The 25,999-nt window shown below is 72.6% G+C and carries 19 protein-coding genes; 13 read left to right on the top strand and 6 right to left on the bottom strand.

The window, feature by feature from the left end; translation table 11 throughout:
* Positions 1-30: 30 nt before the first annotated feature.
* The 3 genes from ACZ6BG_RS25020 to ACZ6BG_RS25030 form a co-directional block, all read right to left on the bottom strand.
* Positions 31-1,437 (bottom strand): coenzyme F420-0:L-glutamate ligase, encoded by a 1,407-nt coding sequence (locus tag ACZ6BG_RS25020; protein ID WP_469005287.1) that lies wholly within the window; start codon positions 1,435-1,437, stop codon positions 31-33.
* An 86-nt stretch (positions 1,438-1,523) separates the two neighbouring features.
* Positions 1,524-2,480: a 2-phospho-L-lactate transferase gene (gene cofD / locus ACZ6BG_RS25025; protein ID WP_469005170.1), complete on the bottom strand. Its 957-nt coding sequence runs from the start codon at positions 2,478-2,480 to the stop codon at positions 1,524-1,526.
* A gap of 50 nt (positions 2,481-2,530) precedes the next feature.
* Complete coding sequence (locus ACZ6BG_RS25030; RefSeq protein ID WP_469005173.1) at positions 2,531-3,034, bottom strand: cupin domain-containing protein; 504 nt, start codon at positions 3,032-3,034, stop codon at positions 2,531-2,533.
* Between the two features lie 756 nt (positions 3,035-3,790).
* On the opposite strand from ACZ6BG_RS25030, the gene ACZ6BG_RS25035 reads away from it, so the two are divergent.
* The 3 genes from ACZ6BG_RS25035 (at position 3,791) to ACZ6BG_RS25045 (ending at position 9,586) form a co-directional block, all read left to right on the top strand.
* A complete protein-coding gene (locus tag ACZ6BG_RS25035; protein WP_030363272.1) occupies positions 3,791-4,054 on the top strand; it encodes a WhiB family transcriptional regulator in 264 nt (87 codons plus the stop codon).
* A gap of 259 nt (positions 4,055-4,313) precedes the next feature.
* Positions 4,314-8,096, top strand: coding sequence for a glycosyltransferase family 2 protein (locus ACZ6BG_RS25040; protein WP_469005176.1), 3,783 nt, complete (start codon positions 4,314-4,316; stop codon positions 8,094-8,096).
* The gene (locus ACZ6BG_RS25045; protein ID WP_469005180.1) at positions 8,093-9,586 is read left to right on the top strand and encodes a DUF5719 family protein; all 1,494 of its coding nucleotides are present in this window, start codon (positions 8,093-8,095) and stop codon (positions 9,584-9,586) included. Before ACZ6BG_RS25040 ends, ACZ6BG_RS25045 begins: the two co-directional genes overlap by 4 nt.
* 115 nt (positions 9,587-9,701) lie before the next feature.
* On the opposite strand, the gene ACZ6BG_RS25050 is transcribed toward ACZ6BG_RS25045, so the two are convergent.
* Positions 9,702-10,160, bottom strand: a complete 459-nt coding sequence (locus ACZ6BG_RS25050) for a metallopeptidase family protein (RefSeq protein ID WP_380838571.1) — start codon at positions 10,158-10,160, stop codon at positions 9,702-9,704.
* Between the two features lie 262 nt (positions 10,161-10,422).
* On the opposite strand from ACZ6BG_RS25050, the gene ACZ6BG_RS25055 reads away from it, so the two are divergent.
* The 7 genes from ACZ6BG_RS25055 (at position 10,423) to ACZ6BG_RS25085 (ending at position 18,516) form a co-directional block, all read left to right on the top strand.
* The gene (locus tag ACZ6BG_RS25055; protein ID WP_469005182.1) at positions 10,423-10,848 is read left to right on the top strand and encodes a DUF3499 domain-containing protein; all 426 of its coding nucleotides are present in this window, start codon (positions 10,423-10,425) and stop codon (positions 10,846-10,848) included.
* Positions 10,849-11,019: 171 nt separating this feature from the next.
* Positions 11,020-12,636, top strand: a complete 1,617-nt coding sequence (locus ACZ6BG_RS25060; RefSeq protein WP_469005184.1) for an L-lactate permease — start codon at positions 11,020-11,022, stop codon at positions 12,634-12,636.
* A gap of 86 nt (positions 12,637-12,722) precedes the next feature.
* Positions 12,723-14,087, top strand: coding sequence for a phosphomannomutase/phosphoglucomutase (locus tag ACZ6BG_RS25065; RefSeq protein WP_469005186.1), 1,365 nt, complete (start codon positions 12,723-12,725; stop codon positions 14,085-14,087).
* A 527-nt stretch (positions 14,088-14,614) separates the two neighbouring features.
* The gene (locus tag ACZ6BG_RS25070; RefSeq protein ID WP_078619623.1) at positions 14,615-14,791 is read left to right on the top strand and encodes a Trm112 family protein; all 177 of its coding nucleotides are present in this window, start codon (positions 14,615-14,617) and stop codon (positions 14,789-14,791) included.
* Between the two features lie 96 nt (positions 14,792-14,887).
* Complete coding sequence (locus ACZ6BG_RS25075) at positions 14,888-16,201, top strand: SIS domain-containing protein (protein WP_469005189.1); 1,314 nt, start codon at positions 14,888-14,890, stop codon at positions 16,199-16,201.
* Between the two features lie 82 nt (positions 16,202-16,283).
* A complete protein-coding gene (manA, locus tag ACZ6BG_RS25080; protein ID WP_469005191.1) occupies positions 16,284-17,435 on the top strand; it encodes a mannose-6-phosphate isomerase, class I in 1,152 nt (383 codons plus the stop codon).
* A gap of 106 nt (positions 17,436-17,541) precedes the next feature.
* Positions 17,542-18,516: a cation diffusion facilitator family transporter gene (locus tag ACZ6BG_RS25085; RefSeq protein WP_469005195.1), complete on the top strand. Its 975-nt coding sequence runs from the start codon at positions 17,542-17,544 to the stop codon at positions 18,514-18,516.
* A gap of 98 nt (positions 18,517-18,614) precedes the next feature.
* On the opposite strand, the gene ACZ6BG_RS25090 is transcribed toward ACZ6BG_RS25085, so the two are convergent.
* Entirely contained in the window at positions 18,615-20,783 is a 2,169-nt protein-coding gene (locus ACZ6BG_RS25090; protein ID WP_469005197.1) for a fructose-specific PTS transporter subunit EIIC, read from the bottom strand.
* Positions 20,784-21,148: 365 nt separating this feature from the next.
* Here ACZ6BG_RS25090 and ahcY point away from each other — a divergent pair, with 365 nt between their 5' ends.
* Together ahcY and ACZ6BG_RS25100 are read left to right on the top strand one after the other, a co-directional pair.
* Positions 21,149-22,606, top strand: a complete 1,458-nt coding sequence (ahcY, locus tag ACZ6BG_RS25095; RefSeq protein ID WP_469005289.1) for an adenosylhomocysteinase — start codon at positions 21,149-21,151, stop codon at positions 22,604-22,606.
* Between the two features lie 227 nt (positions 22,607-22,833).
* Positions 22,834-23,466, top strand: a complete 633-nt coding sequence (locus ACZ6BG_RS25100; protein ID WP_469005199.1) for a hypothetical protein — start codon at positions 22,834-22,836, stop codon at positions 23,464-23,466.
* 75 nt (positions 23,467-23,541) lie between these two features.
* Here the strand turns inward: ACZ6BG_RS25100 and ACZ6BG_RS25105 are convergent, their stop codons facing one another.
* Positions 23,542-24,558, bottom strand: a complete 1,017-nt coding sequence (locus ACZ6BG_RS25105) for an RDD family protein (RefSeq protein ID WP_469005201.1) — start codon at positions 24,556-24,558, stop codon at positions 23,542-23,544.
* 111 nt (positions 24,559-24,669) lie between these two features.
* Here ACZ6BG_RS25105 and ACZ6BG_RS25110 point away from each other — a divergent pair, with 111 nt between their 5' ends.
* Positions 24,670-25,677, top strand: coding sequence for a stage II sporulation protein M (locus tag ACZ6BG_RS25110; RefSeq protein WP_469005203.1), 1,008 nt, complete (start codon positions 24,670-24,672; stop codon positions 25,675-25,677).
* Positions 25,678-25,999 lie beyond the last annotated feature (322 nt).

Below are 25,999 nucleotides of genomic sequence, written 5' to 3' on the forward strand. Positions count from 1 at the left end.
GGCGGGGCTGGGGCGCCCCCGCGAGGCCACCTACCGCACGGCCACGAACCCCTCGACCCCCCGCTCCCCCCGCCCCGCCGGAGGCGAAGCCGCGTGCCCCACGGCAACAGCCCCCATCGGATCCCACTCCTCAGGAAGCTCAAGAGCCCCCCGCACGACATCCCGGCAGAACATCGTCGACGAAACCCACGCGGACCCGAGCCGCTCCCCGGCCAGCGCGACAAGGAAGTTCTGCACCCCGGCCCCGGCGGCGACGACGAACATCTCCCGCTCGGCCCCGTCCCGCCGAGCGTCCCCGTACGTATGCGCCCCGTCCATGACGAGGCACGGCACCACGAGGTAGGGGGCGTTCCGCAGCACGTCTCCGCGCCGCACCCGCCGGGCGATGGCGTCCTCGGACTTCCCGTCCCGCCGCAGATCGGCGATCCAGGCGTCCCGCATGGCGTCGAGCAGCCGCACCCGCGACTCCTCGGACTCCAGGAGCACGAACCGCCAGGGGGTGGTGTGGTGCGGTGCGGGCGCGATGACGGCGGCGGCGACGGCGCGTCGTACGGCTCCGGGGTCGACGGGTTCGTCGGTGAACTCCCGGACGGTCCGCCGCAGCGACAGCGCCTCGCGCACGGCCTCGGACGTACCGAGCCGGAACATGTCGTCCCGGGCGCTGCGCACCAGGGCCCGGGCCCCGAGCTCGGCGCCCTCCGACTCCGGGCCGCCCTGCGACCCCGCTGAACCAGCTGACCCCGCTGAACCAGCTGAGCCCGCTGAACCAGCTGAATCCTCTGAGCCTTCTGAGCCTTCTGAGCCTTCTGAGCCCGCTGAATCCGCCGAGGCCTCCGCGCCCCGGGTGACCACATGCCCGAGCCCCCGCACGACCGCGACCGGCAGCCCCGCCGTCTTCCCCTTGACGAGGTCACCGGCGGCGGCCAGCTCGTCGGCGGTGGCGACCACGGTGGCGACGAGCGGATTGCCGAACGCGTCCGTGCCGCCGCGCAGGTCGTCCAGGACCCGCACGCCCGCGGCGCCGATGGCGACGTCGGTGAGCCCGGCCCGCCAGGGCCGTCCGAAGGTGTCGGTGACGAGGACGCCGACGTCGACGCCGAGCGCGTCCCGCAGGCCCCGGCGGATGGCGCGGGCGGAGGCGTCGGGGTCCTCGGGGAGCAACAGGACGGTCCCGGCGGGGGTGTTGGAGGCGTCGACCCCGGCGGCGGCCATCACGAGGCCCTGCCGGTTCTCGACGATGCGCAGCGTCCCGCGCCGGGCCACGACGCGTACGGTCTCCGCGTCGATGGCCGCTTCCCGGTCGGCCGCGGCGACTACGCGCCCCTCGGCCTTGCTGACGATCTTCGAGGTGACGAGCACGACGTCCCCGTCGGCGAGCGCGGGCTCGGCGACGGCGATCAGCTTCGCGACGTCGTCACCGCGCCGCACCTCGGGCATCCCGCCCACGGCCCACACCCGGAACCCGGGCGCGTCCCCGGACGGGGACCCCACTGCATTCGCCCCCACAGCACCCGCAGAACCCGTCACGCTCGCACCTCCTCAGCCAGCGCCAGCGCCTCCCGCGCCATCGCCGTGGTGGCGTCCTCGTCCGCCATGAGCAGCGGGATGGCCCGGCACCGGATCCCGGCGGACTCGACGCGCTCGACGGTGGACGCGTCCACCGTGTCGACGAGCCAGCCGTCGAGGAGGCCGCTGCCGTAGTGCTCGGCGACGGCGGCGGCCGTGGTCTCCACGCCGACGGCGGCGAGGACCTTGTCGGCCATGCCGCGCACGGGCGCGCCGCCGACGATGGGGGAGAGGCCGACGACGGGGACCCCGGCCTCGGCGATGGCCTCGCGGATGCCGGGCACGGCGAGGATCGTGCCGACGCTCACGACGGGGTTGGACGGCGGGAACAGCACCACGTCGGCCTCGGCGATGGCTTCCAGGACGCCGGGCGCGGGCTTGGACTGCTCGGCGCCGACGGGCACGATCGCGTGCGCGTCCACGGAGGCGCGCAGCCGCACCCAGTACTCCTGGAAGTGCACGGCCTTGCGCTCGCCGTCGAGCTCGATGCCGACGTGCGTCTCCACGCGGTCGTCGGACATGGGGATGAGCCGCACGCCGGGCTGCCAGCGCTCGCACAGCGCCTCGGTGACGGCGCTGAGCGGATATCCGGCCGCGAGCATCTGCGTGCGCACGATGTGCGTGGCGAAGTCCCGGTCGCCGAGCCCGAACCAGTCGGGTCCGACGCCGTACGCCCCGAGTTCCTCCTTGACCTTGAAGGTCTCGTCGGCCCGCCCCCAGCCCTGTTCCTCGTTGATGCCGCCCCCGAGCGTGTACATCACCGTGTCCAGGTCGGGGCAGACCTTCAGGCCGAACAGGTGGATGTCGTCACCGGTGTTGCCGATGACCGTGATCGCCGCGTCGGGCGCGGCCTTCTTGAGACCGCGGAGGAAACGGGCGCCGCCGATGCCGCCGGCCAGAACCACAATGCGCATGCGCCCAGCATCGCAGGCGGGTACGACATCGTGTCAGGCGGTCACGGGATTCAGGCGGTCACGGGATCGTGCGGCGCGCGGGCCTCGCAACGGGCCGTGCGCATCGGCATCTCGGTGAGGCCGGGGTAGTACACGTGCAGGCTCACGGCCGGTTCGAGGGAGTCGTTGACGACCTCGTGGACGTACCCGGGCGCGAAGACGCGCTGCGCGCCGGAGCCCAGGGTCCGCGCGGCGCGCTCCGTACGCTCCGTCAGTTCGCCCTGGAGGACGGTGAGCACGCCGCTGGAGCGCCCGTGGCCGTGGGATCCGCTGCCCTGTCCGGGCACCCACGACAGGAGCCACACCTCGTAGCCGGGCCCCGTGCGCAGGCGGTGGTACCAGCGGGTGGCGGCGTCGTACTGGACGAGGGGGGCCCACTGGGAGCGGTCGGCGGCGATGGCGCGGGCGAGGCCCGCGAACTCGGCGACGGTGACGGGGTGCTCGCGCGCGGGCTGCAGGAGGTGCGGGACTTCGAGGATGTCGCCGGCGATCTGGAGGTCGCTGTCGCTGTTCATGGTGCGGTGGTTCCTCAACGTATGAGTGCTGGGGTGTCGCAGGATGGGGTCGTACGAAGCCGTGCGGTGGAGACGAGCTGTACGAAGCCGTACGACGCTGTGCGAAGCAGTCGTACGAGGGGGAGTGGCTCAACAGCCGGAGGCGCGCCTCAACAGCTGGAACAGATGCCCGTACAGCGACAGCGCGCGGGGGCAGCACCGGAAGACCCGCCAGTGCGGGTCACGGAAAGCGCCAAGTTCGCGAGCATGCCCACCAGGACAGCGGCTCACACCCGTGGTGTCAACTCGACGTCCGAATTGTGGACAATGTTTCACCTCATCCGGTTCCCCTGAGCGGCGAAAGGTTTGTGCAGTCGCCCCGGGGGACACATGCCGCATCAACCAGCGCTCGCAGGCGTGTCAACCGGCGCGTCAACCGGCGCTCGTCCGCCGTTGTGATCCTGTGATCCGAATGTGATCCGGTTCGCTTCGGTGTCGTCCGATGCAACGGGAGTGAGTGCCGTGGCGTCCCTGTCGTCGAGGTCACTGAGTGCCCATGACGGGGCGGGCGGCGGACCAGCCGCAGGCAAGTGTCACGTTTTAGGTAGATTTGAACACTTTCCGCAAAGCCTTGGTTCCGCAGAGTGAATAAGGGGCCCAATAGCAGATCTCGGCTTGACTGCCCCGGATCGGCACACTTGTAATTTCACTCGTGTCGTTCAGCCGAAATCGGTAACGGCAGCACCACGGGGACGCGAAGACAGACGAGGGGCGCACATGACCGAGCTGGTTCAGGAACTGCTGGTCGAGGACGCGGACGAAGAAATCGGCTGGCAGGAGCGCGCACTGTGCGCCCAGACCGACCCCGAGTCCTTTTTTCCCGAGAAGGGCGGCTCCACGCGCGAGGCCAAGAAGGTCTGCCTCGCCTGCGAGGTCCGCTCCGAATGCCTTGAGTACGCGCTTGCGAACGACGAACGATTCGGCATCTGGGGCGGCCTCTCGGAGCGGGAACGCCGCCGCCTGAAGAAGGCGGCCGTCTAGCCCGACGGCCGTCCGCCCCCGCCCCGGGGCCGTGCGACCGCCGGTGCCCGACCCTCCGCATTGCCCCCTTCGAGCGGCACTCATACCCCTTGTCGCCGCTCGTCGCCGCACAACGAACAGCCCGTCGCCCAAGGGTTATCCACAGGCGGCGGGCTGTTGTGGTGCCAGCCGTTAGTGTGGGGCCCCGTCCGAGACGCCAGAGCGCCCCCACGGGGCGCGGGCGTCCACCGCAGTCCAGCGAACCGGGGCCCGTACCTCGATGTCCGTGCACAGCCACCCGGCAGCCCACGAAGGCGCTGCCGCCGGGTTCGACCCGTCCCGCGCGGCCGGCTTCGACCCGGCAAGCCCACCCGAGTTCCCGCGGCATGTCGTCACCGCCGTGCTCGTCTCCCACGACGGCGCCCGCTGGCTGCCCGACGCCGTCGCCGGACTCCTCGGCCAGGACCGCCCCGTGCAGAACGCGATCGCGGCCGACACCGGCAGCGCCGACGACTCCGCGCGCCTGCTCACCGAGGCCCTCGGCCCCGACCGCGTGCTGCACCTGGCCCGCCGCTCCGGCTTCGGCACCGCCGTCGAAGAGGCGGTCCGCACGGCGCCCGTGCTCACCCCCGAGGACCTGCCGTACCTCAAGCGCCCCAGCGGCTGGGACCCGGTGAGCCGCAGCTGGCGCGATGACGCGTACGACATGCCGGAGCTGCCGCACGGCGAGCCCGAGCAGTGGCTGTGGCTCCTGCACGACGACTGCGCGCCCGAGCCCGGCGCCCTCGCCGAGATGCTGCGCGCCGTCGAGAACGAACGCGAGCTCGGCCAGGACACCCAGGACATCGCGATCGTCGGCCCCAAGCTCCGCGGCTGGTACGACCGCAGGCAACTCCTCGAAGTCGGCGTCTCCATCGCCCACTCCGGCCGCCGCTGGACGGGCCTGGACCGGCGCGAGCAGGACCAGGGCCAGCACGACCACGTGCGGCCCGTGCTCGCCGTCTCCACCGCCGGGATGCTGATCCGGCGCGAGGTCTTCGAGCAGCTCGGCGGCTTCGACCGGCGACTGCCCCTGATGCGCGACGACGTCGACCTGTGCTGGCGCGCGCACACCGCCGGACTGCGCGTCCTGGTCGCCCCGGACGCCGTCGTGCGGCACGCCGAGGCGTCCTCGCGCGAGCGCCGCACCGTCGACTGCGTGGGCCGCACGGCCACCTCGCCGCACCGCGTGGACAAGGCGGGCGCGGCGTACACCCTGCTGGTGAACTCCCGCACGGCGGTGCTGCCCTGGGTCTTCGTGCGGCTCGTCGTCGGCACGGTCCTGCGCACCCTCGCCTACCTGGTCGGCAAGGCCCCCGGGCAGGCACTCGACGAAGTCGCCGGGCTCTTCGGCACGTTGCTGCGGCCCGAGCGGATCCTCGCCGGACGCAGGAAGCGCGGCAAGCCGGTCGTCGAGGCCAGCGAGACCCGGCCGTTGTTCCCGCCGCCGGGCGCCACCGTCCGCGCCACCGTCGAGCAGGTCGCGAGCAACCTGGTAGGCCGCTCCGACCCGGAGGTGTCGGCCGCAGGCCGGCACGGCGGCGCGGTCGAGTCCGGACCCGGCGGCGACGACGCCGACTTCCTGGAGATCGAGCAGTTCGCCCGCGTCAAGCGCATCGCCCGCAAGCCCGGCCCCGTGCTCTTCGTGGTGCTGCTGTTCGTCTCCCTCATCGCCTGCCGGGCCCTGCTCGGCGGCGGCGCGCTCGCGGGCGGCGCGCTGCTGCCCGCGCCCGCCGACGCCTCCGGGCTGTGGTCGCGGTTCCTGGACGGCTGGCATCCGGTGGGCATCGGCGGCACCGAGTCCGCGCCGCCCTACCTGGCGCTCCTCGGCTTCCTCTCGACCCTCCTGCTCGGCTCCAGCGGCCTCGCCGTCACGGTGCTCCTGGTCGGCTCGGTGCCCCTCGCGGGCTTCACGGCCTACTTCGCCTCCCGGCCCCTCGTCCAGTCGCGCCTCCTGCGCGCGTGGGCGTCCGTCGCGTACGCCTTCCTGCCCGCCGCCACGGGCGCGCTCGCGGGCGGGCGCATCGGCACGGCCGTCCTCGCGATCCTGCTGCCGCTCATCGCGCGCGCGGGCGTCTCGGCCAGCGGCCTGGCCGCCCCCGACGGCGCGCGCGGCAGCTGGCGCGCCACCTGGGCGTACGCCCTCCTGCTGACCGTCACGACCGCCTTCACGCCGATCGTGTGGCCCATCGCGCTCGTCCTCGGCCTGGCGCTGCTCGCGGTGCGCCGCAGGGACCTCGCCGCGTACGGCCCCCGGTTCCTCGCCGCGCTCGGCACGCCCCTGCTGGTGCTCGCGCCCTGGTCGCTCTCGCTGCTGCCGTTCGGCTTCTTCAAGGAGGCCGGGCTGGAGTACGGCACGGGGGCCGCGTCGGCGCTGGACCTGCTCGGCGCGAGCCCCGGCGGGCCCGGCACCGTCAGCGGTCTGCTGCTCATCGGCGTCGTCCTCGCCGCGCTCGGCGCGCTCCTGCGCGGCCAGCGGCAGGCGGCGATCCGCACGGCCTGGGCCGTCGCCCTGGTCGCGCTCGTCTTCGCGGCCCTGTCGAACGGCTCGGCGTGGGCGGGCCCGGCCACGCTCGCGTACGGCATCGCGCTGCTCGCCGCCGCCGCGCTCGGCGCCGACGGGGCCCGCGCGCGGGTCGCCGAGCAGAGCTTCGGCTGGCGGCAGCCGGTGGCCGCGCTCATCGCCTTCGCCGCGGCCGCGGGCCCGCTGCTCGCCGCCGCCGGGTGGATGATCGGCGGCGCCGACGGCCCCCTGGAGCGGCGCGACCCGGTGCAGGTGCCCGCGTTCGTCGCCGAGGAGAGCGGCACCCAGGACCAGGCCCGCACCCTCGTCCTGGACAGCGCCACGCCCGCCGAGGTGTCGTACACCCTCGTCCGCGGCTCGGGCGCCCGCCTGGGCGACGCCGAACTCGCCGCGGCCGACGGCACCCACAAGCGGCTCGACCGGATCGTCGGCCGTCTCCTCGCGGGCTCCGGCGCCGACCAGGCCGACCAGCTCGGCGGCTACGCGGTGCGCTACGTCCTCGTCCGCGACGGAGCCCCCCGTCAGCTGAGCCGCACCCTCGACGCCACCCCCGGCCTGACCCGGCTCAGCCAGGAGGACGGCAGCGCCCTGTGGCGCGTGGACCGGCAGGTCGCCCGCGCCGCCATCGTGCCGAAGACCGGCGACCCGGAGCCGGTGGCCGCCGGCCCCGTCGAGCTGCACACCCGCATCCCCGCGGGCAAGGAGGGCCGCGTCCTGCGCCTGGCCGACTCGGCCGACCCGGGCTGGACGGCCACCCTGGACGGCCGCGCGCTGACCCGCACGACCGTCGACGGCTGGGCGCAGGGCTTCGAACTGCCCGCGACCGCGGGCCGCCTCGACGTCACGTACGAGCCGACGGCCGGCCACACGGGCTGGCTGTGGGCGCAGGGCGCGCTCGCCGTGGTCCTGGTGGTCCTCGCGTTGCCCGGCCGGCGCAGGGACGTCGACGACGACCTGCCCGAGGAGCCCGTGCTGCCCGCCCAGGCCGTCACGGGCGAGGGCCGCAGGGCGCGCAGGCTGCGGGCCCAGGGCGAGGCCGCCCAGGACGGCGCCGACGGGGTGCCCGGGGAGGAGGGCCTGGGCGCCGTCCCGGCCCAGCACACGCCGGACCAGGCGGGGGCTCCCGGGTACGACAGGTGGCAGACCCCGGCCCCGGCGGGCGCCGACCACGGCGCGTACGGCGGCGAACAGGCCTACCAGGGCGGGCAGTACGGCTCCTACGAGCAGCCGTACCAGGCCGACCCCTACCAGGCGGGGCCTGGCGGCGCCGCGCACGGCGGACAGTACGACCCGTACGCCTACGGCGGGTCCTACGGAGGCGACCAGCCGGGCTACGGGCAGACGTACGACCCGGCGGGCGGCACCGGCACCGGAGGCGTCCCCGGCCCGGCCGACCCCGCCGACCCCACGGACCCCGGCTACGCCCAGCAGCTCCCGCCGATGCCGCCGCGGCCCCCGCGCGGCCCCGACAGTGAGCGTCCCGACGGGAGCCAGCAGTGAACCGCACCACCGTGTCCCTGATCGCCGCGACCGCCGCCCTGGCTGCCGTCACCGGCTTCGCCTCGGTCAACGCCCCCGACGGCGGCGACGACGCGGCGAAGACCGCGAAGCGGCTGCCCGTGGAGCGCACCAGCCTGCTGTGCCCCGAGCCCAGCACGTCCGACCTCGCGGAGACGGCCTACACCGCCTTCACGCCCCCCTCCGGGGGCGCCGCGAGCGGCGGCAAGGCCGAACTCCTCCCGGCGCCGAAGGTCCTGACGGACACCCACCAGGGCGGCAAGGACCGCACCAAGGGCCTCAAGCCGTTCCTGACCCAGAAGTCCCCGGGCAAGCCCGTGACCGGCGAGGAGTCCGGCGCCGAGGCGCCCGCGCTCGTGGGCAGCGCAGACGGCGCCCTCGCGCCCGGCTGGACCGTCCAGCAGACCACCACGGTCAGCGCGGGCTCCGGGCGCGGCGTCCAGGGCGCCAACTGCGGTGCCCCGGACACCGAGTTCTGGTTCCCGGGCGCCAGCACCGCCAAGGGCCGCAGCGACTACATCCACCTGACCAACCCGGACGACTCGGCGGCCGTCGTGGACGTCGAGCTGTACGGCCGGGACGGGAGCATCAAGGCCGACGTCGGCCAGTCCATCCAGATCCAGCCGCACTCCAGCGTCCCCGTGCTGCTGTCCACGCTCACCGGCAAGCCGTACACGAACATCACGATGCACGTCGCCGCGCGCAGCGGGCGCGTGGCCGCGGCCGTGCACTCCTCGGACGACAAGCTCGGCGGCGACTGGCTGCCCGCCTCCACCGATCCCGCCCCCAGCCTGGTCCTGCCCGGCATCCCCAAGGACGCCACCTCGGTGCGCCTGGTCGCCTTCGCGCCCGGCTCCGACGACGCGGACCTGAAGGTGCGCCTCGCCTCGCCGACGGGCGCGATCACCCCGGCCGGGAACGAGACGCTGCACGTGAAGTCCGGCATGACGGCCGCCGTCGACCTGGGCGACGTCACCAAGGGGGAGGCCGGTTCGCTGCTCCTGACGCCCACGGAGGACGCGGTGCCCGTGGTCGCGGGGCTGCGCGTCACGCGCGGCAAGGGCGACAAGCAGGAGACGGCGTTCATCCCGGCGACGAGTGCCGTCGGTGCCCGCGCCACGGTCGCCGACAACCGCGCCAAGGGCTCCACGCTGTCCCTGGTGGCGCCCGGGAAGACGGGCCGCGTGAAGGTCACCGCGTCGGCGGGCACGGAGACGGGGGAGCCCGTCACGAAGACGTACACGGTCAAGGGCGGTACGACCCTCGCGGTCGAGCCGCCGGTCCCGTCCGGCCTCAAGGGGTCCTACGCCCTCACCCTGGAGACCCAGTCCGGCGGCCCCGTGCACGCCGCCCGGATGCTGGAGCTCCCGGAGAACGGCATCCCCATGTTCACGATCCAGACGTTGCCGGACGACCGGGGGATGGTGGCCGTTCCTGAGGCCGAGCAGGATCTCGAAGTGCTGCAGAAGTGAGGTTCGGGGGCTGCGGCAGTGAGGCCTGGAGGGCTGCGGAGGTGCGGCCCGATGGCTGCGGAGGTGCGGCCGGGGACTGTGGCAGCGAGGCCGGGGGCTTCCTGCGGGCCCCGGCCTACTCCTCGCCGTAGCGCGGGTCCACGGACTCCGGGGAGAGGCCGAGCAGCTCCGCCACCTGCTCCACGACCACTTCGTGGACCAGCGCGGCCCGCTCGTCGCGGCCCTTGGTGCGGATCTCGACGGGCCGCCGGTAGATGACGACCCGCGCGGGCCGCCCCTCGGAGGCCGAGATCGTCCCGCCGAGCGGCACCGTCCCGGCGCCCCACTCCTCGTCACCGGCGTCCCCGCCGATGGTCGGCGGCACGTCGAGCACCAGGAAGTCGATCTCGGTGAGCTGCGGCCAGCGCCGCTCCAGGCGCTCCACGGAGTCCTGCACGAGGTCCGTGAAGGCCTCCGCGCGGCTGGCGGAGAGCGGCACCTGGGGAGGCGCCACGGGGCCGCGCATGCCCCTGCCGTGACGGTCGCGTCGGCGGGGCCTCGGCTCACTGGAGCGGGGTTGTACGGGGTCGTCCATCACTGGGGAAGCGTAGTCCTCGAGATCGCCCTTTCCGCACGGAGCACGGCATGTCGCTTCCTGACCATTCCAGCCAAGCTTGGGCTCGATTGCGTATCTCTCCGGGACCGTCGATCTCGCGAGGATCGGCCGCATTTGTACCGAGTGGTGACCGCGTTCAACACCGCAGGCCCCTCTGGCCCCTTGCGTCTTCGCAGGTCAGCGGCGCGCCCATGGGTGGCCCTGTGCGTGGGATCACAGCACGACACGGGGGAGTGACCTCATGGAGAGTCGTCGCGGCCCGCTCAAGAGTGCGGTACCGTCCAACGTCGTGAGCCCTGTACGTCGCTGTTCGCGCACCGCTTGCGGCCGTCCCGCCGTCGCGACGCTGACGTACGTCTACGCCGACTCGACCGCGGTCCTCGGCCCCCTCGCCACCTACGCCGAACCCCACTGCTACGACCTGTGCGCCGAGCACTCCGAGCGCCTCACCGCGCCGCGAGGCTGGGAGGTCGTCCGCCTCGCCGACGGCTCGGGTCCGGCCCGGCCCAGCGGTGACGATCTGGAAGCGCTCGCCAACGCCGTGCGAGAGGCGGCGCGGCCGCAGGAGCGGGCCGCGGGAGCCGGTGGGGGCGGGGCGCGCTCGGCGGACCCGATGGAGGTCGCACGCCGGGGGCATCTGCGGGTGCTGCGCTCGCCGGAGTCCTGAACGGCGTCTCCGTAGTGCCGGACTTCTGAACGGCGTCTCCGTAGAGAGCCGTTATTCACTCTTGAACAACCCACCCCGCACGCCCCATTGACGGGCCGTTGGCGCGGACACGACCATTCCCCCCAGCCGTGAGAGATCGCTTTCCACATCACGGAATTCGGGGAGGCCCCTGTGTACGTCCAGGAACTGGAGCCCGTAGCCGACTCGCTCGGCCTGTCCGCCCTCGTCGCGACCCTGCCCCTGCTCACCGTCCTCGTCCTGCTCGGCGCCGTCCGCATGAAGGCCCACCGCGCGGGACTCATCGGCCTCGCGGTCGCCGCCGCCGTCGCCTGGCTCGCGTACGGCATGCCGCTCGGCCAGACCGCCTCCAGCGCCGCCCAGGGCGCCGTCTTCGGGCTCTTCCCCATCCTGTGGATCGTCGTCAACGCCCTGTGGGTGTACCGGATGACCGTCCACACCCGGCACTTCGACATCCTGCGCCGCTCCTTCGGACGGCTCTCCGACGACCCGCGCATCCAGGCGCTCGTCGTCGCCTTCTGCTTCGGCGCGCTCCTGGAAGCGCTCGCGGGCTTCGGCGCGCCCGTCGCGATCTGCTCGGTGATGCTGGTCGCGCTCGGCTTCGACCCGGTGCGCGCCGCCGTCGTCGCCCTCGTCGCCAACACCGCGCCCGTGGCCTTCGGCGCCATGGGCACACCCGTCGTGACGCTCGCCCAGGTCACCGGCATCCCGCTGGACACCGTCGCCACCGTCGTCGGCCGCCAGACGCCGCTGCTCGCCCTCGTCGTGCCGCTCCTCCTGGTCGCCCTGGTCGACGGGCGGCGCGGGCTGCGCGAGACCTGGATGCCCGCCGCGGCCTGCGGACTCGCCTTCGCCGCCGCCCAGTTCGCGGCCTCCAACTACGTCTCCGCGCAACTGGCCGACATCGGGGCCGCCTTGGCGGGCGCGGGGGCGCTCGTCGCCGTCCCGGGCGCCCGCAGACCGGCCGCCGAGCCCGTCCGCGCCGCAATCCTGACCGGCGCCCGCAGCACGGACCTGGACCACGACGACCCGCGCCCCGACGTGATGCGCGCCTACGCCCCGTACGCCCTCATCGTCGCGATCTTCTCCGTCGCCCAGATCCCGCCCGTGAAGGACTTCCTCGCCGAGGCGACCCGCACCTTCGACTGGCCCTTCCTGAACGTCGGCGACCCGGCGGGCGACCCGGTCGGCGGGAACGTCTTCTCGCTGCCGATCGTGTCCACCGGCGGCACGCTCGTGCTGCTCGCGGGCGTCGGCACGGCGGCCGTTCTCGGCGTCCACGCGCGCACGGCGGTGCGCGAGTGGGCGGCGACCGTGCACGAACTGCGGTTCGCGATCCTCACCGTGACGAGCGTGCTCGGGCTCGCGTACGTCATGAACCTGTCCGGACAGGCCGCCACCATCGGGCACTTCGTGGCGGACGCGGGCGCGGGCCTCGCCTTCCTCTCGCCGGTGCTCGGCTGGTTCGGCGTCGCCGTGTCCGGCTCCGACACCTCCGCCAACGCGCTGTTCGGCTCGCTCCAGGTGACGGCCGCCGAGCAGTCGGGGCTCTCGCCCGAACTCCTCGCCGCCGCGAACAGTTCGGGCGGTGTCCTCGGCAAGATGATCTCCCCACAGAACCTGACGATCGCCTGCGCGGCAGTCGGCCTCGCGGGCAAGGAGGGCGACCTGCTGCGCAAGGTGCTGCCCTGGAGCATCGGGCTGCTCCTGGTGATGTGCCTCATCGTGGTCGGCCAGAGCACGGCGGTGCTGGGGTGGATGCTGCCCTGACGCGGCTTCCGGCCCGGCGTTGCGGGTAGTTTGTTGGCACCGACGAGGGCTTGCCGAGCTCCCTGAACCTTGCAGAGAGGGTTGCCGTGACTGCTGACCTGTCCCAGCTCGTGAAGGCGTACGACGTGCGCGGGGTGGTCCCGGACCAGTGGGACGAGTCCCTGGCGGAGCTGTTCGGCGCGGCCTTCGCGAAGGTGACGGGCGCGACGGCGATCGTCGTCGGGCACGACATGCGGCCCTCGTCGCCCGGCCTCTCCGGCGCCTTCGCGCGCGGGGCGACGGCACTCGGCGTCGACGTCACCGAGATCGGCCTGTGCTCGACGGACCAGCTGTACTACGCCTCGGGCGCGCTGGACCTGCCCGGCGCGATGTTCACGGCCTCGCACAACCCGGCGCAGTACAACGGCATCAAGATGTGCCGCGCGGGCGCCGCCCCCGTCGGCCAGGACACCGGTCTCGCCGACATCCGCGCCCTGGTCGAGCGCTGGTCGGACGAGGGCGCCCCGGAGCCCGCGGCGACGCCCGGCACGGTCGTGCGGCGCGACACCCTCAAGGACTACGCGGCCCACCTGCGCTCCCTGGTGGACCTCACCGCCATCCGCCCCCTGAAGGTCGTCGTCGACGCGGGCAACGGCATGGGCGGCCACACCGTCCCCACCGTCTTCGAAGGCCTGCCCCTCATGCTCGTCCCGATGTACTTCGAGCTGGACGGCACCTTCCCCAACCACGAGGCCAACCCGCTGGACCCGGCCAACATCGTCGACCTCCAGGAGCGCGTGCGCGAGGAGGGCGCCGACCTCGGCATCGCCTTCGACGGCGACGCCGACCGCTGCTTCGTCGTCGACGAGAACGGCGGCCCCGTCTCGCCGTCCGCGATCACCGCCCTGGTCGCCGCCCGCGAACTCGCCAAGCACGGCGGCTCCGGCACGGTCATCCACAACCTGATCACCTCCTGGTCCGTCCCTGAGGTCGTCCGCGAGAACGGCGGCACGCCCGTGCGCACGCGCGTGGGCCACTCCTTCATCAAGGAGGAGATGGCCAAGTCGGGCGCCATCTTCGGCGGCGAGCACTCCGCGCACTACTACTTCCGCGACTTCTGGAACGCCGACACCGGCATGCTGGCCGCCCTGCACGTCCTCGCGGCGCTCGGCGGCCAGGACGGCCCGCTCTCCGGCCTCGTCGAGCAGTACGACCGCTACGCGGGCTCCGGCGAGATCAACTCCACGGTCGACGACCAGGCGGCACGCCTCGCGGCGATCCGGTCCGCGTACGAGGGCCGGGACGGCGTCACCATCGACGAACTCGACGGCCTGACGGTCACGTCCACGGACTGGTGGTTCAACGTCCGCGCCTCGAACACGGAGCCCCTCCTGCGCCTGAACGCGGAGGCCCGCGACGAACAAACGATGACGAAGGTCCGGGACGAGGCCCTGGCCATCATCCGAGCCTGATCCGCGATCCCCCGCACGGCGCGACGGTCGGCGCCCCACGAACACGAGGGTGCGCCGACACCAGCCGCCCACTCGCGGTCACGCGTGCGGGGCCGAGCCGGCGTCCTGCCGGACGCTTGCGGGCAGGTGTCCCAGGGCTGGACGACGTCTGCCTCGCGTTTGTGGGTGCGCGTGCCGGGCCGGGCTGGCGTCCTGGCTGGTGTTTGCGGGCAGGTGCCCCAGGGCTGGACGACGTCTGCCTCGCGTTTGTGAGTACGCGTCCCAGGGCGAGCTGGCGTCCTGCCTCGCGTTTACGGGTACGCGTCCCAGGGCCGGACGACGTCTGCCTCGCGTTTGTGGGCAGGCGTTCCGCATGGCGGAACGGGTGGGCACAAACGCTCCACGGCCCGCACCCGGAGAACAAGCGCCCAGCCCCCCGGGGGCACCCGGGGCGAAGCCCCGGCCTCGACCCCGCCCAGGCCCCCGCCCAGCGGTACCCTGACCAGGCCACACGCCCACGTACCAGCACGTTCGAAAGGACCCGCACCATGCCGCTCGAAGCCGGCCTCCTGGAGATCCTCGCCTGCCCGGCCTGCCACGCCCCCCTCAAGGAGACGGACACGGAGCTGGTCTGCACGGCGAACGGCACGGACTGCGGTCTGGCCTACCCGGTCCGCGACGGCATCCCCGTCCTCCTGGTCGACGAGGCCCGCCGCCCCGCGTAACGATCGAAGAGGCGCACCGTACGAAGCCGCGACCGGCACCCCGTACGACCACCCAGCCCGCCACCCGCCGTCGCACGGCGATCGGAGGCCGCCCTCATGCTCGACGACTCGCTCCTTGACGCTCCTGAGGCCCTGGCCCGGGCCGACCTGCACGATCTGCTGCGCGGCGCCGCCGAGGCGGGCGCCCGGGTGCGGACCGCGGTCCGGCACGCCACGGAGTCCGGCCTCACGGAACTCAAGCCGGACGGCCGCCCCCGCGCCGTCCTGATCGCAGGCCCGGGCACCGCGGCCACCGGCGTGGCCGACCTCATCGGCGCGCTCGCGGGCACCGGCTGCCCCGTCGTGCGCCTCGCGCCCACCGGGGTCGCCCCCGCCGCGGGCGCCCTGCGCTGGTCCCTGCCCGGCTGGACGGGCCCCGTCGACCTGCTGCTCATCGTCACCCCGGACGGCACGGAGCCCGGCCTGACGCTCCTCGCCGAGCAGGCGTACCGCCGCGGCTGCACCGTCGTCGCGGTGGCCCCGGCCCGCACCCCGCTCGCCGAGAGCGTCGACGGCTCGCACGGCCTGACGGTCCCGATGGCGACCTCGCCCGCGGCTGCGTACGGGACGACGTACGGCGAGGCGGAGAGCCGCGTCGGGCCGCGCCAGGAGCCCACCGGCTCGGCGCAGCCGGACCCCACGGACCCCGCGCAGCCGGACCCCACCGGCCCCGGCACCCTCGGCCGCCCCGGCGCCGCCCACGGCGTACCGGAGGACCGCGGCCCGCTGACCTCTCCGCACAACGACCCGCCGGAGGCCCCCGCAGCCGCCCCCGGCACCCTCTGGGCCCTGCTCACCCCGCTGCTCGTCCTCCTGGACCGCACCGGCCTGATCGCCGCCCCCGTCGACACCCTGCAGAAGGTCGCCGACCGCCTGGACGAGGTCGCCGAGCGCTGCGGCCCTGCCATCACGACGTACAGCAACCCCGCGAAGACCCTCGCCGCCGAGCTGTCCGAGTCGCTGCCGCTGATCTGGAGCGAGGGCCAGGCCGCGGGCATGGCGGGCCGTCGCTTCGCCGCCGCCCTCGCCGAACTCGCGGGCCACGCCGCGCTCGCCGCAGAGCTGCCCGAGGCCCTGCCCGCGCACGCCGCGCTGCTCGCGGGCGGCGCCGAAAGCGACGACTTCTTCCGCGACCGCGCCGAGGAACCGGCCACGCTGCGCGCCCGCGTAGTGCTGCTCCGCGAGCGCCCCGCCGACGTCGGCGGCCTGACCGCCGCGCCCGCCGCCCGCGAGCTCGCCCACAGCCACGACACCCCGCTCAGCGAGCTGGAACCGGAGGACGGCAGCGACCTGGAACGCCTCGCCGAGCTGATCGCCATCACGGATTTCGCGGCCGTTTACCTGACGCTCGCCTCCGGGGGCCGATCATGACCGCACGCCGACCACGGGTGACCGCCCCGGCCGGGGCGACCGCACCCGCGTACCCGCACCATCCGTAAGGGAGACCTCCCCCGTGGACCGCCTCACCAACACCATCCGCCCCTACGCCTGGGGCTCCACCACTGCCATCGCGGAGCTGACCGGCGCGGAGCCGACCGGCGAGCCGCAGGCCGAGATGTGGATGGGCGCCCACCCGGGCGCACCCTCGCGCACCGAGCGCGGCCCGCTCAACGAGGTGATCGACGAAGACCCGGAGCGCGAGCTGGGACCGCGCGCCGTCGCCAAGTTCGGCCCGCGCCTGCCGTTCCTGCTCAAGATCCTCGCTGCCGGCGCCCCCCTCTCCCTCCAGGTCCACCCGAACCTGGAGGAGGCCAAGGAGGGGTACGAAGACGAGGAGCGCCGCGGCGTCCCCATCGACGCCCCGCACCGCAACTACAAGGACGCCAACCACAAGCCCGAACTGATCTGCGCGCTCACGCCCTTCGACGGACTCTGCGGCTTCCGCGCCCCCGCCGAGGCCGCCGACCTGCTCGCGGGCCTCGGCGTCGACTCCCTCAAGCCGTACGTCGACCTGCTGCACGCCAAGCCCGAGGAGGCCGCGCTGCGCGAGGTCCTGACGGCCGTGCTCACCGCCGACCCGGACGACATGGCGAAGACCGTCACCGAGGCCGCGGCCGCCGCCGAACGACTCGGCGGCGACTACGCCCCGTACGCCGCCGTCGCCCGCCACTACCCCGGCGACCCCGGCGTCATCGCGGCCATGCTGCTCAACCACGTCCAACTCCAGCCCGGCGAGGCCATGTTCCTCGGCGCCGGCGTCCCGCACGCCTACCTCCAGGGCCTGGGCGTGGAGATCATGGCCAACTCCGACAACGTGCTGCGCTGCGGCCTCACCCCCAAGCACGTCGACGTACCCGAACTCCTGCGCGTCGTACGCTTCGAGGCGACCGACCCGGGCGTGCTGCGCCCGGAGGCGTCGGCCGACGGCGAAGAGGTCTACGAGACGCCGATCGACGAGTTCCGCCTCTCCCGCTTCGTCCTGCCCGAGGGCGGCGCCGCGCACGACCTCACGGCCGGGACCCCGCAGATCCTGCTGTGCGCGGCGGGCACGGTCCGCGCGGGCGACATCGCCCTGGCGCCCGGCCGGTCCGCGTTCGTCCCCGCGGGCGAAAAGGCCGAAGTGTCCGGGACCGGCACGGTTTTCCGCGCCACTGTGGTGGCCTGACCCACCGCACGCCTCTGGTGCTGCAACAATGACCCACCGCAAAGGCCGGGCAAAGCAGCGCCCCGGCGACGAGTAGTGACGCAAGGCGAAGGGACATCGGGCACACATGAGTGCGTCAGGCGGAACAAAGGCGATCGTGGCGGCACTCGCCGCCAATCTCGCGATCGCGGTGGCGAAGTTCGTGGCGTTCCTCTTCAGCGGCTCGTCCTCGATGCTCGCCGAGAGCGTCCACTCGCTCGCCGACTCCGGCAACCAGGGCCTGCTGCTCGTCGGCGGCAAGAAGGCCCAGCGCGAGGCGACCCCGCAACACCCCTTCGGCTACGGCCGCGAGCGCTACATCTACGCGTTCCTGGTCTCCATCGTGCTCTTCTCCGTCGGCGGCATGTTCGCCATCTACGAGGGCTACGAGAAGATCAAGCACCCGCACGAGATCGAGCACTGGTACTGGCCGGTGGGCGTCCTGGTCTTCGCGATCATCGCGGAGTCCTTCTCCTTCCGGACGGCCATCAAGGAGTCCAACGCCCTGCGCGGCAAGCTCACGTGGACCCAGTTCGTGCGCCGCGCCAAGGCCCCCGAGCTGCCCGTCGTGCTTCTCGAGGACCTCGGCGCGCTCGTCGGCCTGGTGCTCGCGCTCGGCGGCGTCGGCCTCGCCCTCGCCACCGGCGACGGCGTCTGGGACGGCATCGGCACCCTCTGCATCGGCGTCCTGCTCATCCTCATCGCGATCGTCCTCGCCGCCGAGACCAAGTCGCTGCTCCTCGGCGAGGCCGCGGGCACCGAAGAGGTCGCGAAGATCGAGCAGGCCCTGGTCGACGGCGACACCGTCACCGGCGTCATCCACATGCGCACCCTCCACCTCGGCCCCGAGGAACTCCTCGTCGCCGCCAAGATCGCCGTCCAGCACGACGACACGGCCCGCGAGGTGTCCGAAGCGATCAACGCCGCCGAGGACCGCATCCGCACGGCCGTCCCCATCGCCCGGGTCATCTACCTGGAGCCGGACATCTACAACGCGGAGGCGGCGGCCACGGGCACGAACCCCGCGAAGTCCCCGGGCGGTTCGCCGGAGACCGGCCACTGACCTTCGTACCTCCCGTTTACGCCGAGGGGCCCCGCACCTGTGTGGTGCGGGGCCCTCGACGTACGTACGACACGGGATCCCGGCGTATGAACCGCAGGTCACCGGACCTCGCGCAGCACCTCCGAAATCGCCGCCTCATCCGCCGCGGCCACAAGCCGCTCCCGGAACCCGACATCCATCAACTTCCGCGAGAGCATCGCCAGAATCCGCAGATGCTCATCGCCCGCCGCGGCCTCCGGCACGGCGATCATGAAGATCAGCTTGGCCTTCGTACCGTCGAGCGCCCCCCACTCGATGCCCTCCGCGGACCGCGCGAAGCCGACGACCGGCGCCGTCACCGCGTCCGTCTTGGCATGCGGGATCGCGATCTCCTCGCCGAGGCCGGTGGTGCCCTGCGCCTCGCGCCGCAGCGCGGTCCGCACCAACTCCTCTACGTCGCCGACCTTCCCTGTCCGCGCGAGCAGCCCCGCCATCTCCCGGATCGCGGCCTCCTTCTCGTCGGCCGCGAGCTGGACCTTGACGGTCTGCTCGGTCAGATAGCCGGAGAGGACCTCGTCACCGGGAGCCGCGGCCGCGTCGGCGGGGGCCTGCGGGGCAGGTGCCTGAGAGGCGGGTGCCTGCGGGGCGGGGGACGAAGGAGCGGGTGCGGCAGGGGACTTCGCGGTCGAGCCCGCCCCCGAGCCAACGCCACTGCCCGAGACGGCCGCACCGGTACCGGCACCGACGCCCGCGAGCACTGGCTCGCCCGCACCCGGCCCACCGGCCCCACCGGCCCCACCGGTCACTGGCTCACCACGCTGCCGCCGCTCACTGATGTCCACCAGCGTCACCGTCGTCAGCGCCGTGACGATGGTGCCGATGGCCACGGCCACGAAGAACATCGGTACGCCACCGATCGCGCCGAGCACCGCCACGATCGGCCCACCGTGCGGCACCGCGTCCTTCACATCCGCCAGACCTGCGACCGCGCCGGCCACGGCTCCGCCCAACATGTTCGCCGGAATGACCTGCGCGGGCCGAGCCGCCGCGAACGGAATCGCACCCTCCGAGATCCCGAACAGGCCCATGAACAAGGCCGCGAGCCCGGTCTCCCGCTCCTGCTCGCTGTAGAGCCGCTTGCGGATCAGCGTCGCGAGCCCCTGGCCGAGCGGCATCACCGGAATCGCCGCGGCACACATGCCCATGACGGTCTGGTTGCCGGTGGCGATGAGCCCCGCGCCGAACAGGAACGCCGTCTTGTTGACCGGCCCGCCCATGTCGAACGCGATCATCAGCCCCAGAATCGCGCCGAGCAGAATCGCACTCGTCCCGGTCATCCCGCTGAGCCAGTCCGTCAGATGCTCGAACACCCACGAGATCGGCTTGCCGATGACATAGATGAAGAAGAGCCCGAGCGCACTGGTCGCGATGATCGGGATCACGATGATCGGCATGATCGGCTGGACGAACTTCGGGACCTTGACCTTCTTGATCCACAGCACCAGATACCCGGCCAGGAACCCGGTCACGATCGCCCCGATGAACCCCGCCCCCGCCTTGGAGTCGTACAACTCACCGGTGTTGGCGATCCACCCGCCGATCATGCCCGGCACCAACGCGGGCCGGTCCCCGATGGCGTACGCGATGTACCCCGACAGGATCGGCACCATCAGCGTGAACCCGATGACCCCGATCTGATTCACATGCATCCAGAACGAGTCGTCGGGGATGACCAGACCCCCCTTGGGGTCGGTGTGCCCGCCCAGCGACAGCGAGATCGCGATCAGCAGCCCACCGACCACGACGAACGGGATCATGTACGAGACGCCGTTCATCAGTGCCTTGTACGCGACGCTCCGCTCCCGGCCGCCGCCCGCGCCCCCGCCGCCGCTCGCCGCCGCGGCGCCGCCGGAACCGCCCCCGCCCCCGTGCACGGGCGCGCTCCGCACCTGCTCGATCAGGCGCTCCGGGTGACTGATGCCCTCGGAGACCCCCACGGACAGCACCCGCTTGCCCGCGAACCTCGCCAGATCCACATCCTTGTCGGCCGCGACGATGATGCCGTCGGCGTCTCTGACATCGTTGTCAGTCAATACATTTTCGGCCCCGATGGAGCCCTGCGTCTCCACCTTCATCTCGATGCCCTGGCTGTCGGCGGCCTGCTGGAGCTTCTCCGCCGCCATGTACGTGTGGGCGATGCCCGTCGGACAGGCGGTCACCGCGAGCAGCTTCAGCCGCGGGTGCCCACTGGGGTCCCCGCCTGCCACGGGGTCGGCCGGACTGGTCACGTGGATCTCCTAACGCCTTGGCCAAAATCGATCGCGCGCATGCTCCCGATCTCCAGGCATCCTGCAACACGCGCGGACCAGTTCAAAAGCGCAAAGGTCCCGGTTCAGCGGGGTCTCAGGACCTTTGTTCCCTCCTCGATTCGGCCACAGTCCGGTACGAGGCGGGCTGGGGCGCGCTGCGCCAATCGGTGTAGATTCGTGACAGTGCCAGACGTCGCTGCTGATGGCGGTCGGGCGGTCCGCTCCTGGACCGGCCGAGGGAGAGAGGGCCTCCGACGGACTGCGCTGCGTGCGGCGGTGCACCTCTGTGCCCCGACGCCGCAGGTCAGCCATGCCCACCCTCGACCAATCACGAGGAGCAGCTCATAATGACTGCCGCCAACGGCCACGACTTCAAGGTCGCCGACATCTCCCTCGCCGACTACGGCCGCAAGGAGATCACCCTCGCCGAGCACGAGATGCCCGGCCTGATGGCGATCCGCAAGGAATTCTCCGCCAGCCAGCCGCTCGCCGGCGCCCGCATCATGGGCTCCCTGCACATGACCGTGCAGACCGCCGTCCTCATCGAGACCCTGGTCGCCCTCGGCGCCGAGGTCCGCTGGGTGTCCTGCAACATCTTCTCGACCCAGGACCACGCCGCCGCGGCCATCGCCGTCGGCCCGAACGGCACCCCGGACAACCCCCAGGGCATCCCGGTCTTCGCCTGGAAGGGCGAGACCCTCGAGGAGTACTGGTGGTGCACGGAGCAGGCCCTGACCTGGCCGAACTCGCCCACCGGCGGCCCGAACATGATCCTGGACGACGGCGGCGACGCCACCCTCCTCGTCCACAAGGGCGTCGAGTACGAGAAGGCCGGCAAGGTCCCGGCGATCGAGACCGCCGAGTCCGACGAGCACCGCGTCATCCTCCAGACCCTGCACCGCACGCTCGCCGAGAACCCGCAGAAGTGGACCCAGCTCGCCTCGGAGATCCGCGGCGTCACCGAGGAGACCACCACCGGCGTCCACCGGCTGTACGAGATGCAGCGCGACGGTGAGCTCCTCTTCCCGGCGATCAACGTCAACGACGCCGTCACCAAGTCGAAGTTCGACAACAAGTACGGCTGCCGCCACTCCCTCATCGACGGCATCAACCGCGCCACCGACGTCCTCATCGGCGGCAAGACCGCGGTCGTCTGCGGCTACGGCGACGTGGGCAAGGGCTGCGCCGAGTCCCTGCGCGGCCAGGGCGCCCGCGTGATCATCACCGAGATCGACCCGATCTGCGCCCTGCAGGCCGCGATGGACGGCTACCAGGTCACGACGCTCGACGACGTCGTCGAGACGGCCGACATCTTCATCACCACGACCGGCAACAAGGACATCATCATGGCCTCGGACATGGCCAAGATGAAGCACCAGGCGATCGTGGGCAACATCGGCCACTTCGACAACGAGATCGACATGGCCGGCCTCGCGAAGCTCCCGGGCATCGTCAAGGACGAGGTCAAGCCGCAGGTCCACACCTGGACGCACCCCGACGGCAAGGTCCTCATCGTCCTGTCCGAGGGCCGCCTGCTGAACCTGGGCAACGCCACCGGCCACCCGTCCTTCGTGATGTCCAACTCGTTCGCGGACCAGACCCTGGCCCAGATCGAGCTGTTCACCAAGCCCGACGAGTACCCGACCGACGTCTACGTGCTCCCCAAGCACCTCGACGAGAAGGTCGCCCGCCTGCACCTGGACTCGCTCGGCGTGAAGCTCACGACGCTCCGCCCCGAGCAGGCCGCGTACATCGGCGTCCAGGTCGAGGGCCCGTACAAGCCGGACCACTACCGCTACTGACCCCGGCCCCGGCCGCCACCGCGACCGCCTCCGCCACGGGGCCCGGTCACGACCCCGCCCCGGCACGGGGCTCGGTCACGACCCGGCTCCCGGCACGGGACCGGTCACGCCCGGCGGCCGCCCGGCAGTACGCCTCCAGCAGGCCCTCGCCCACCGGGGCGGGGGCCTGCCCCCGTGGCGGCGCCCGCCGGGACGCTCTGCCCCACGCCCGACAAGGACCACGCACCATGCCCCGCGGCCGATATTCGCTTCACGATCCGCACGATCACACCCCCCTCGGCGAAGAACACTTCCACTGCGCGCCCGGCCCCTCCGGCTGGCGCTACGTCGCCCAGCGCACCACCCCCTCGGGCGACCACGCGGGCTCCGTCGACCTGGCCATCGACGAACTCGGCCGCCCCATCCGACTCGAACTGCACGCTTCCGGCTGGCAGGTGCGCGCCGCCGCCCTGGACGGCGTCACCTGGGTCCGGACCGATGCCACCGGCGCGCACGCCGACGAGCACAACGCCCCCGCTCACGCCATCACTGGCACATCCCCCGCCTTCCTCGTCGCCACCGCCCGGCTGCTGCGGCTCGCCCCCGCTTCCCCCGCGACCCGCGTCCGCCTGGTCGCCTTCACGGACCCGGTCCTCGCCCCCCGCACCCTCGACCAGTCCTGGGCCCTGCTGAAAAGCGAAGCACACGCCACTGACAACGGCCCGCTGACCGTGGACGAATACCAGGTCACAGCCCTGGACACGGGCGAACAGCACACCGTCCACCTCACCGGCGACGTCGTCCTCGCGGCCCCCGGCATCGAACTGGAGAACCTGGAGACGCCGCCGTCGGTGTTCGGCGGAGGCGCAGGCGGAGGTTGAGGCACGGGTCGGCGCGGCTTTGGGCGGGCGTGGCCCTACGCCGGTGCCGGTGCCGGTGCGGGTGTCGGTGTCGGTTCAGGCGGGCGGCACGAAGCCCGTCGGGGGCCGGTTGGGCTCCTCCGGTGCCGGGGGAGGAGGCGGAGTGGGTCCGGCGGCGGGCTGAGGGGGTCGCGCGGGCGCGGTGGCCGGGGGCTCGTGCGACGCCGGAGGCGGGGGTGCGGGCGGGGCGGCGTACACGGGATCGGCGTACGCGGGAGGAGAGAACCGGCCGGGCGGCTGAACCGGACCCGACCAGGCCTCGGGCGTACCGGGCGCACCAGGCACAGGAGCCACCCCCACCCCCTGCTCCCCGAACGCACGGCGCGCCTCCCGGGCCTGCCGCTCGTGCACGACGGCGGCGAGGAAGGCCGCCGGGGGCACGCCCTCCGGCGCCGGAGCCCCGGTCCGCGCCACCACGTCGTTGGCGAGACGTTCCGCCATCGCCCAGCCGACCTGCGGATCCAACTGCCCCATCCGCGTCAGGTACTGGCGAACGGCCAGCCACAGCCCGTCCGGCACCGCCGACAGATCCAGCTCCGCGAACCGCCCCACGAGCCACGGCGGCGGCGCGGGCACGTACTCGGTACGCCCCGCGGGCACCCGCTCCCGTACGACCAGCGTCCCCGCGAACACATCCCCGAGCCGCCGCCCGCGCTCCGACACCAGCGACGCGATGCACGCGACGACCCCGAACGTCATGAGGATCTCGACGACCCCGACCGCCCCGCGCACCAGCGCGTGCCGGAACCGGATCGGCCCGCCGTCGTCCCGTACCACCCGCAGCCCGCACGCCAGCTTCCCGAGCGACCGCCCGTGGCTGAGGGTCTCCACCGCGATCGGCACACCCACGAGCACCAGCACGAACGTCGCCACCGCGATCGCGGCCACCGCCGCGTCGTCGAGCGACCCGGCCGCGGCCAGCAACCCCAGCGTCACCGCCAAGTACGCCGACCAGGCCACGACCATGTCGATGAGCACCGCCAGCGCACGGCTCGGCAACTTCGCGGGACGCAGTTCCAGCGCCACCGCCTCGCCCGTCACCAGCTCGCTCACGCCTGCCGCCCTTCCCGTCGCTGCCCCCGGAACCGCCAGTCTGCCAAGCTGACTATCGATCGCGCCGCACCACGAGAGCCGCAGTACGAGAAGCCGAGGAGCAGCCAACCGATGGACCTCGACGTCTTCGTGTCCGCACACCGGGCCGAATGGGACCGTCTGGACACCCTGCTGCGCCGCCAACGCCGTCTCACCGGCCCCGAGGTCGACGAACTCGTCGTCCTCTACCAGCGCACGGCCACCCACCTGTCCCTGATCCAGTCCAGCGCCCCGGACCCACAGCTGACCGGCCGCCTCACCCAGTTGGTGGCACGCGCGCGCAGTGCCGTGACAGGCACGCGCCGCGCCTCCTGGAAAGACGCCACACGCTTCCTGACGCACGGCTTCCCCGCAGCGGTCCACCGCTCCCGCCACTGGTGGGTACCCACAGCCCTGCTCTCCATAGCCCTGGCCGCCGTGATCGGCTGGTGGATAGGCACCCACCCCGAAGTCCAGTCCTCCATAGCCGCCCCTTCGGAGCTGCGCGATCTCACGCGCCCGGGAGGCGAGTACGAGACGTACTACTCCAGCCACCCGGCGGCGTCCTTCGCCGCCCAGGTGTGGACGAACAACGCCCAGGCAGCAGCGATGTGCCTGGTCCTGGGGGCGTTCCTCTGCCTTCCGGTCATCTGGATCCTCTTCCAGAACATGCTCAACCTGGGTGTCGGCATCGGCCTGATGTCCTCCGCGGACCGCCTCGACACCTTCCTGGGCCTCGTCCTGCCGCACGGCCTCCTGGAGCTGACCGCGGTCTTCGTGGCCGCCGGCACCGGCCTCCGCCTGGGCTGGACCCTCATCGCCCCGGGCCCACGAACCCGCCGCGCCGCCATGGCCGAGGAGGGCCGCGCCGCACTGGGCATGGCCATCGGCCTGGCCCTGATCCTCCTCATCTCCGGCGCCATCGAAGGCTTCGTGACCCCCTCCGGCCTCCCCACCTGGGCCCGCATCGGCATCGGCATCGTGGCCGAGCTGGCGTTCCTCGTCTACGTCTACGTCCTCGGCGGCCGGGCCGCGCGCGAAGGCGAGACGGGTGACGTGGAGGAGCACGAGCGCAGCGCCACGGTGCCCACTGCCGCGTGATGTGCGCACGTCGCCTCTGAGCTGCTAGTCTCCTCCTCGCCCCAGAAAAGTCATTGACATGGCAGGTCCGGGGAGGTAGATTCGAACAGTTGCCTAGAGCTGGACAGCTCGCGTGGCGGCAGTTAAAATCTGCCTGCTTCTTGAATCTCATTTAATCGAGAAGCCATCCCGATGAATCGGAAAGCTGAGCCGGTCAGACCGGCCGAAAACTTCTGATAAAGTCGGATCCGCCGGAAAGGGAAACGCGAAAGCGAATACCTGGAAAGCACCGAGGAAATCGGGTCGGAACGGGAAGCCGGAAAGATCTGATAGAGTCGGAAAC

It is taken from the genome of Streptomyces sp. NPDC041205 (assembly GCF_055591765.1).

What these genes read in the sequence shown, in the direction of transcription:
- ACZ6BG_RS25020 (WP_469005287.1), bottom strand. Translation starts at nt 1,437, where the DNA reads ATGCCCGAGGTGCGGCGCGGTGACGACGTCGCGAAGCTGATCGCCGTC.
- cofD (WP_469005170.1), bottom strand. Translation starts at nt 2,480, where the DNA reads ATGCGCATTGTGGTTCTGGCCGGCGGCATCGGCGGCGCCCGTTTCCTC.
- ACZ6BG_RS25030 (WP_469005173.1), bottom strand. Translation starts at nt 3,034, where the DNA reads ATGAACAGCGACAGCGACCTCCAGATCGCCGGCGACATCCTCGAAGTC.
- ACZ6BG_RS25035 (WP_030363272.1), top strand. Translation starts at nt 3,791, where the DNA reads ATGACCGAGCTGGTTCAGGAACTGCTGGTCGAGGACGCGGACGAAGAA.
- ACZ6BG_RS25040 (WP_469005176.1), top strand. Translation starts at nt 4,314, where the DNA reads ATGTCCGTGCACAGCCACCCGGCAGCCCACGAAGGCGCTGCCGCCGGG.
- ACZ6BG_RS25050 (WP_380838571.1), bottom strand. Translation starts at nt 10,160, where the DNA reads ATGGACGACCCCGTACAACCCCGCTCCAGTGAGCCGAGGCCCCGCCGA.
- ACZ6BG_RS25055 (WP_469005182.1), top strand. Translation starts at nt 10,423, where the DNA reads ATGGAGAGTCGTCGCGGCCCGCTCAAGAGTGCGGTACCGTCCAACGTC.
- ACZ6BG_RS25070 (WP_078619623.1), top strand. Translation starts at nt 14,615, where the DNA reads ATGCCGCTCGAAGCCGGCCTCCTGGAGATCCTCGCCTGCCCGGCCTGC.
- ACZ6BG_RS25075 (WP_469005189.1), top strand. Translation starts at nt 14,888, where the DNA reads ATGCTCGACGACTCGCTCCTTGACGCTCCTGAGGCCCTGGCCCGGGCC.
- ACZ6BG_RS25085 (WP_469005195.1), top strand. Translation starts at nt 17,542, where the DNA reads ATGAGTGCGTCAGGCGGAACAAAGGCGATCGTGGCGGCACTCGCCGCC.
- ACZ6BG_RS25100 (WP_469005199.1), top strand. Translation starts at nt 22,834, where the DNA reads ATGCCCCGCGGCCGATATTCGCTTCACGATCCGCACGATCACACCCCC.
- ACZ6BG_RS25110 (WP_469005203.1), top strand. Translation starts at nt 24,670, where the DNA reads ATGGACCTCGACGTCTTCGTGTCCGCACACCGGGCCGAATGGGACCGT.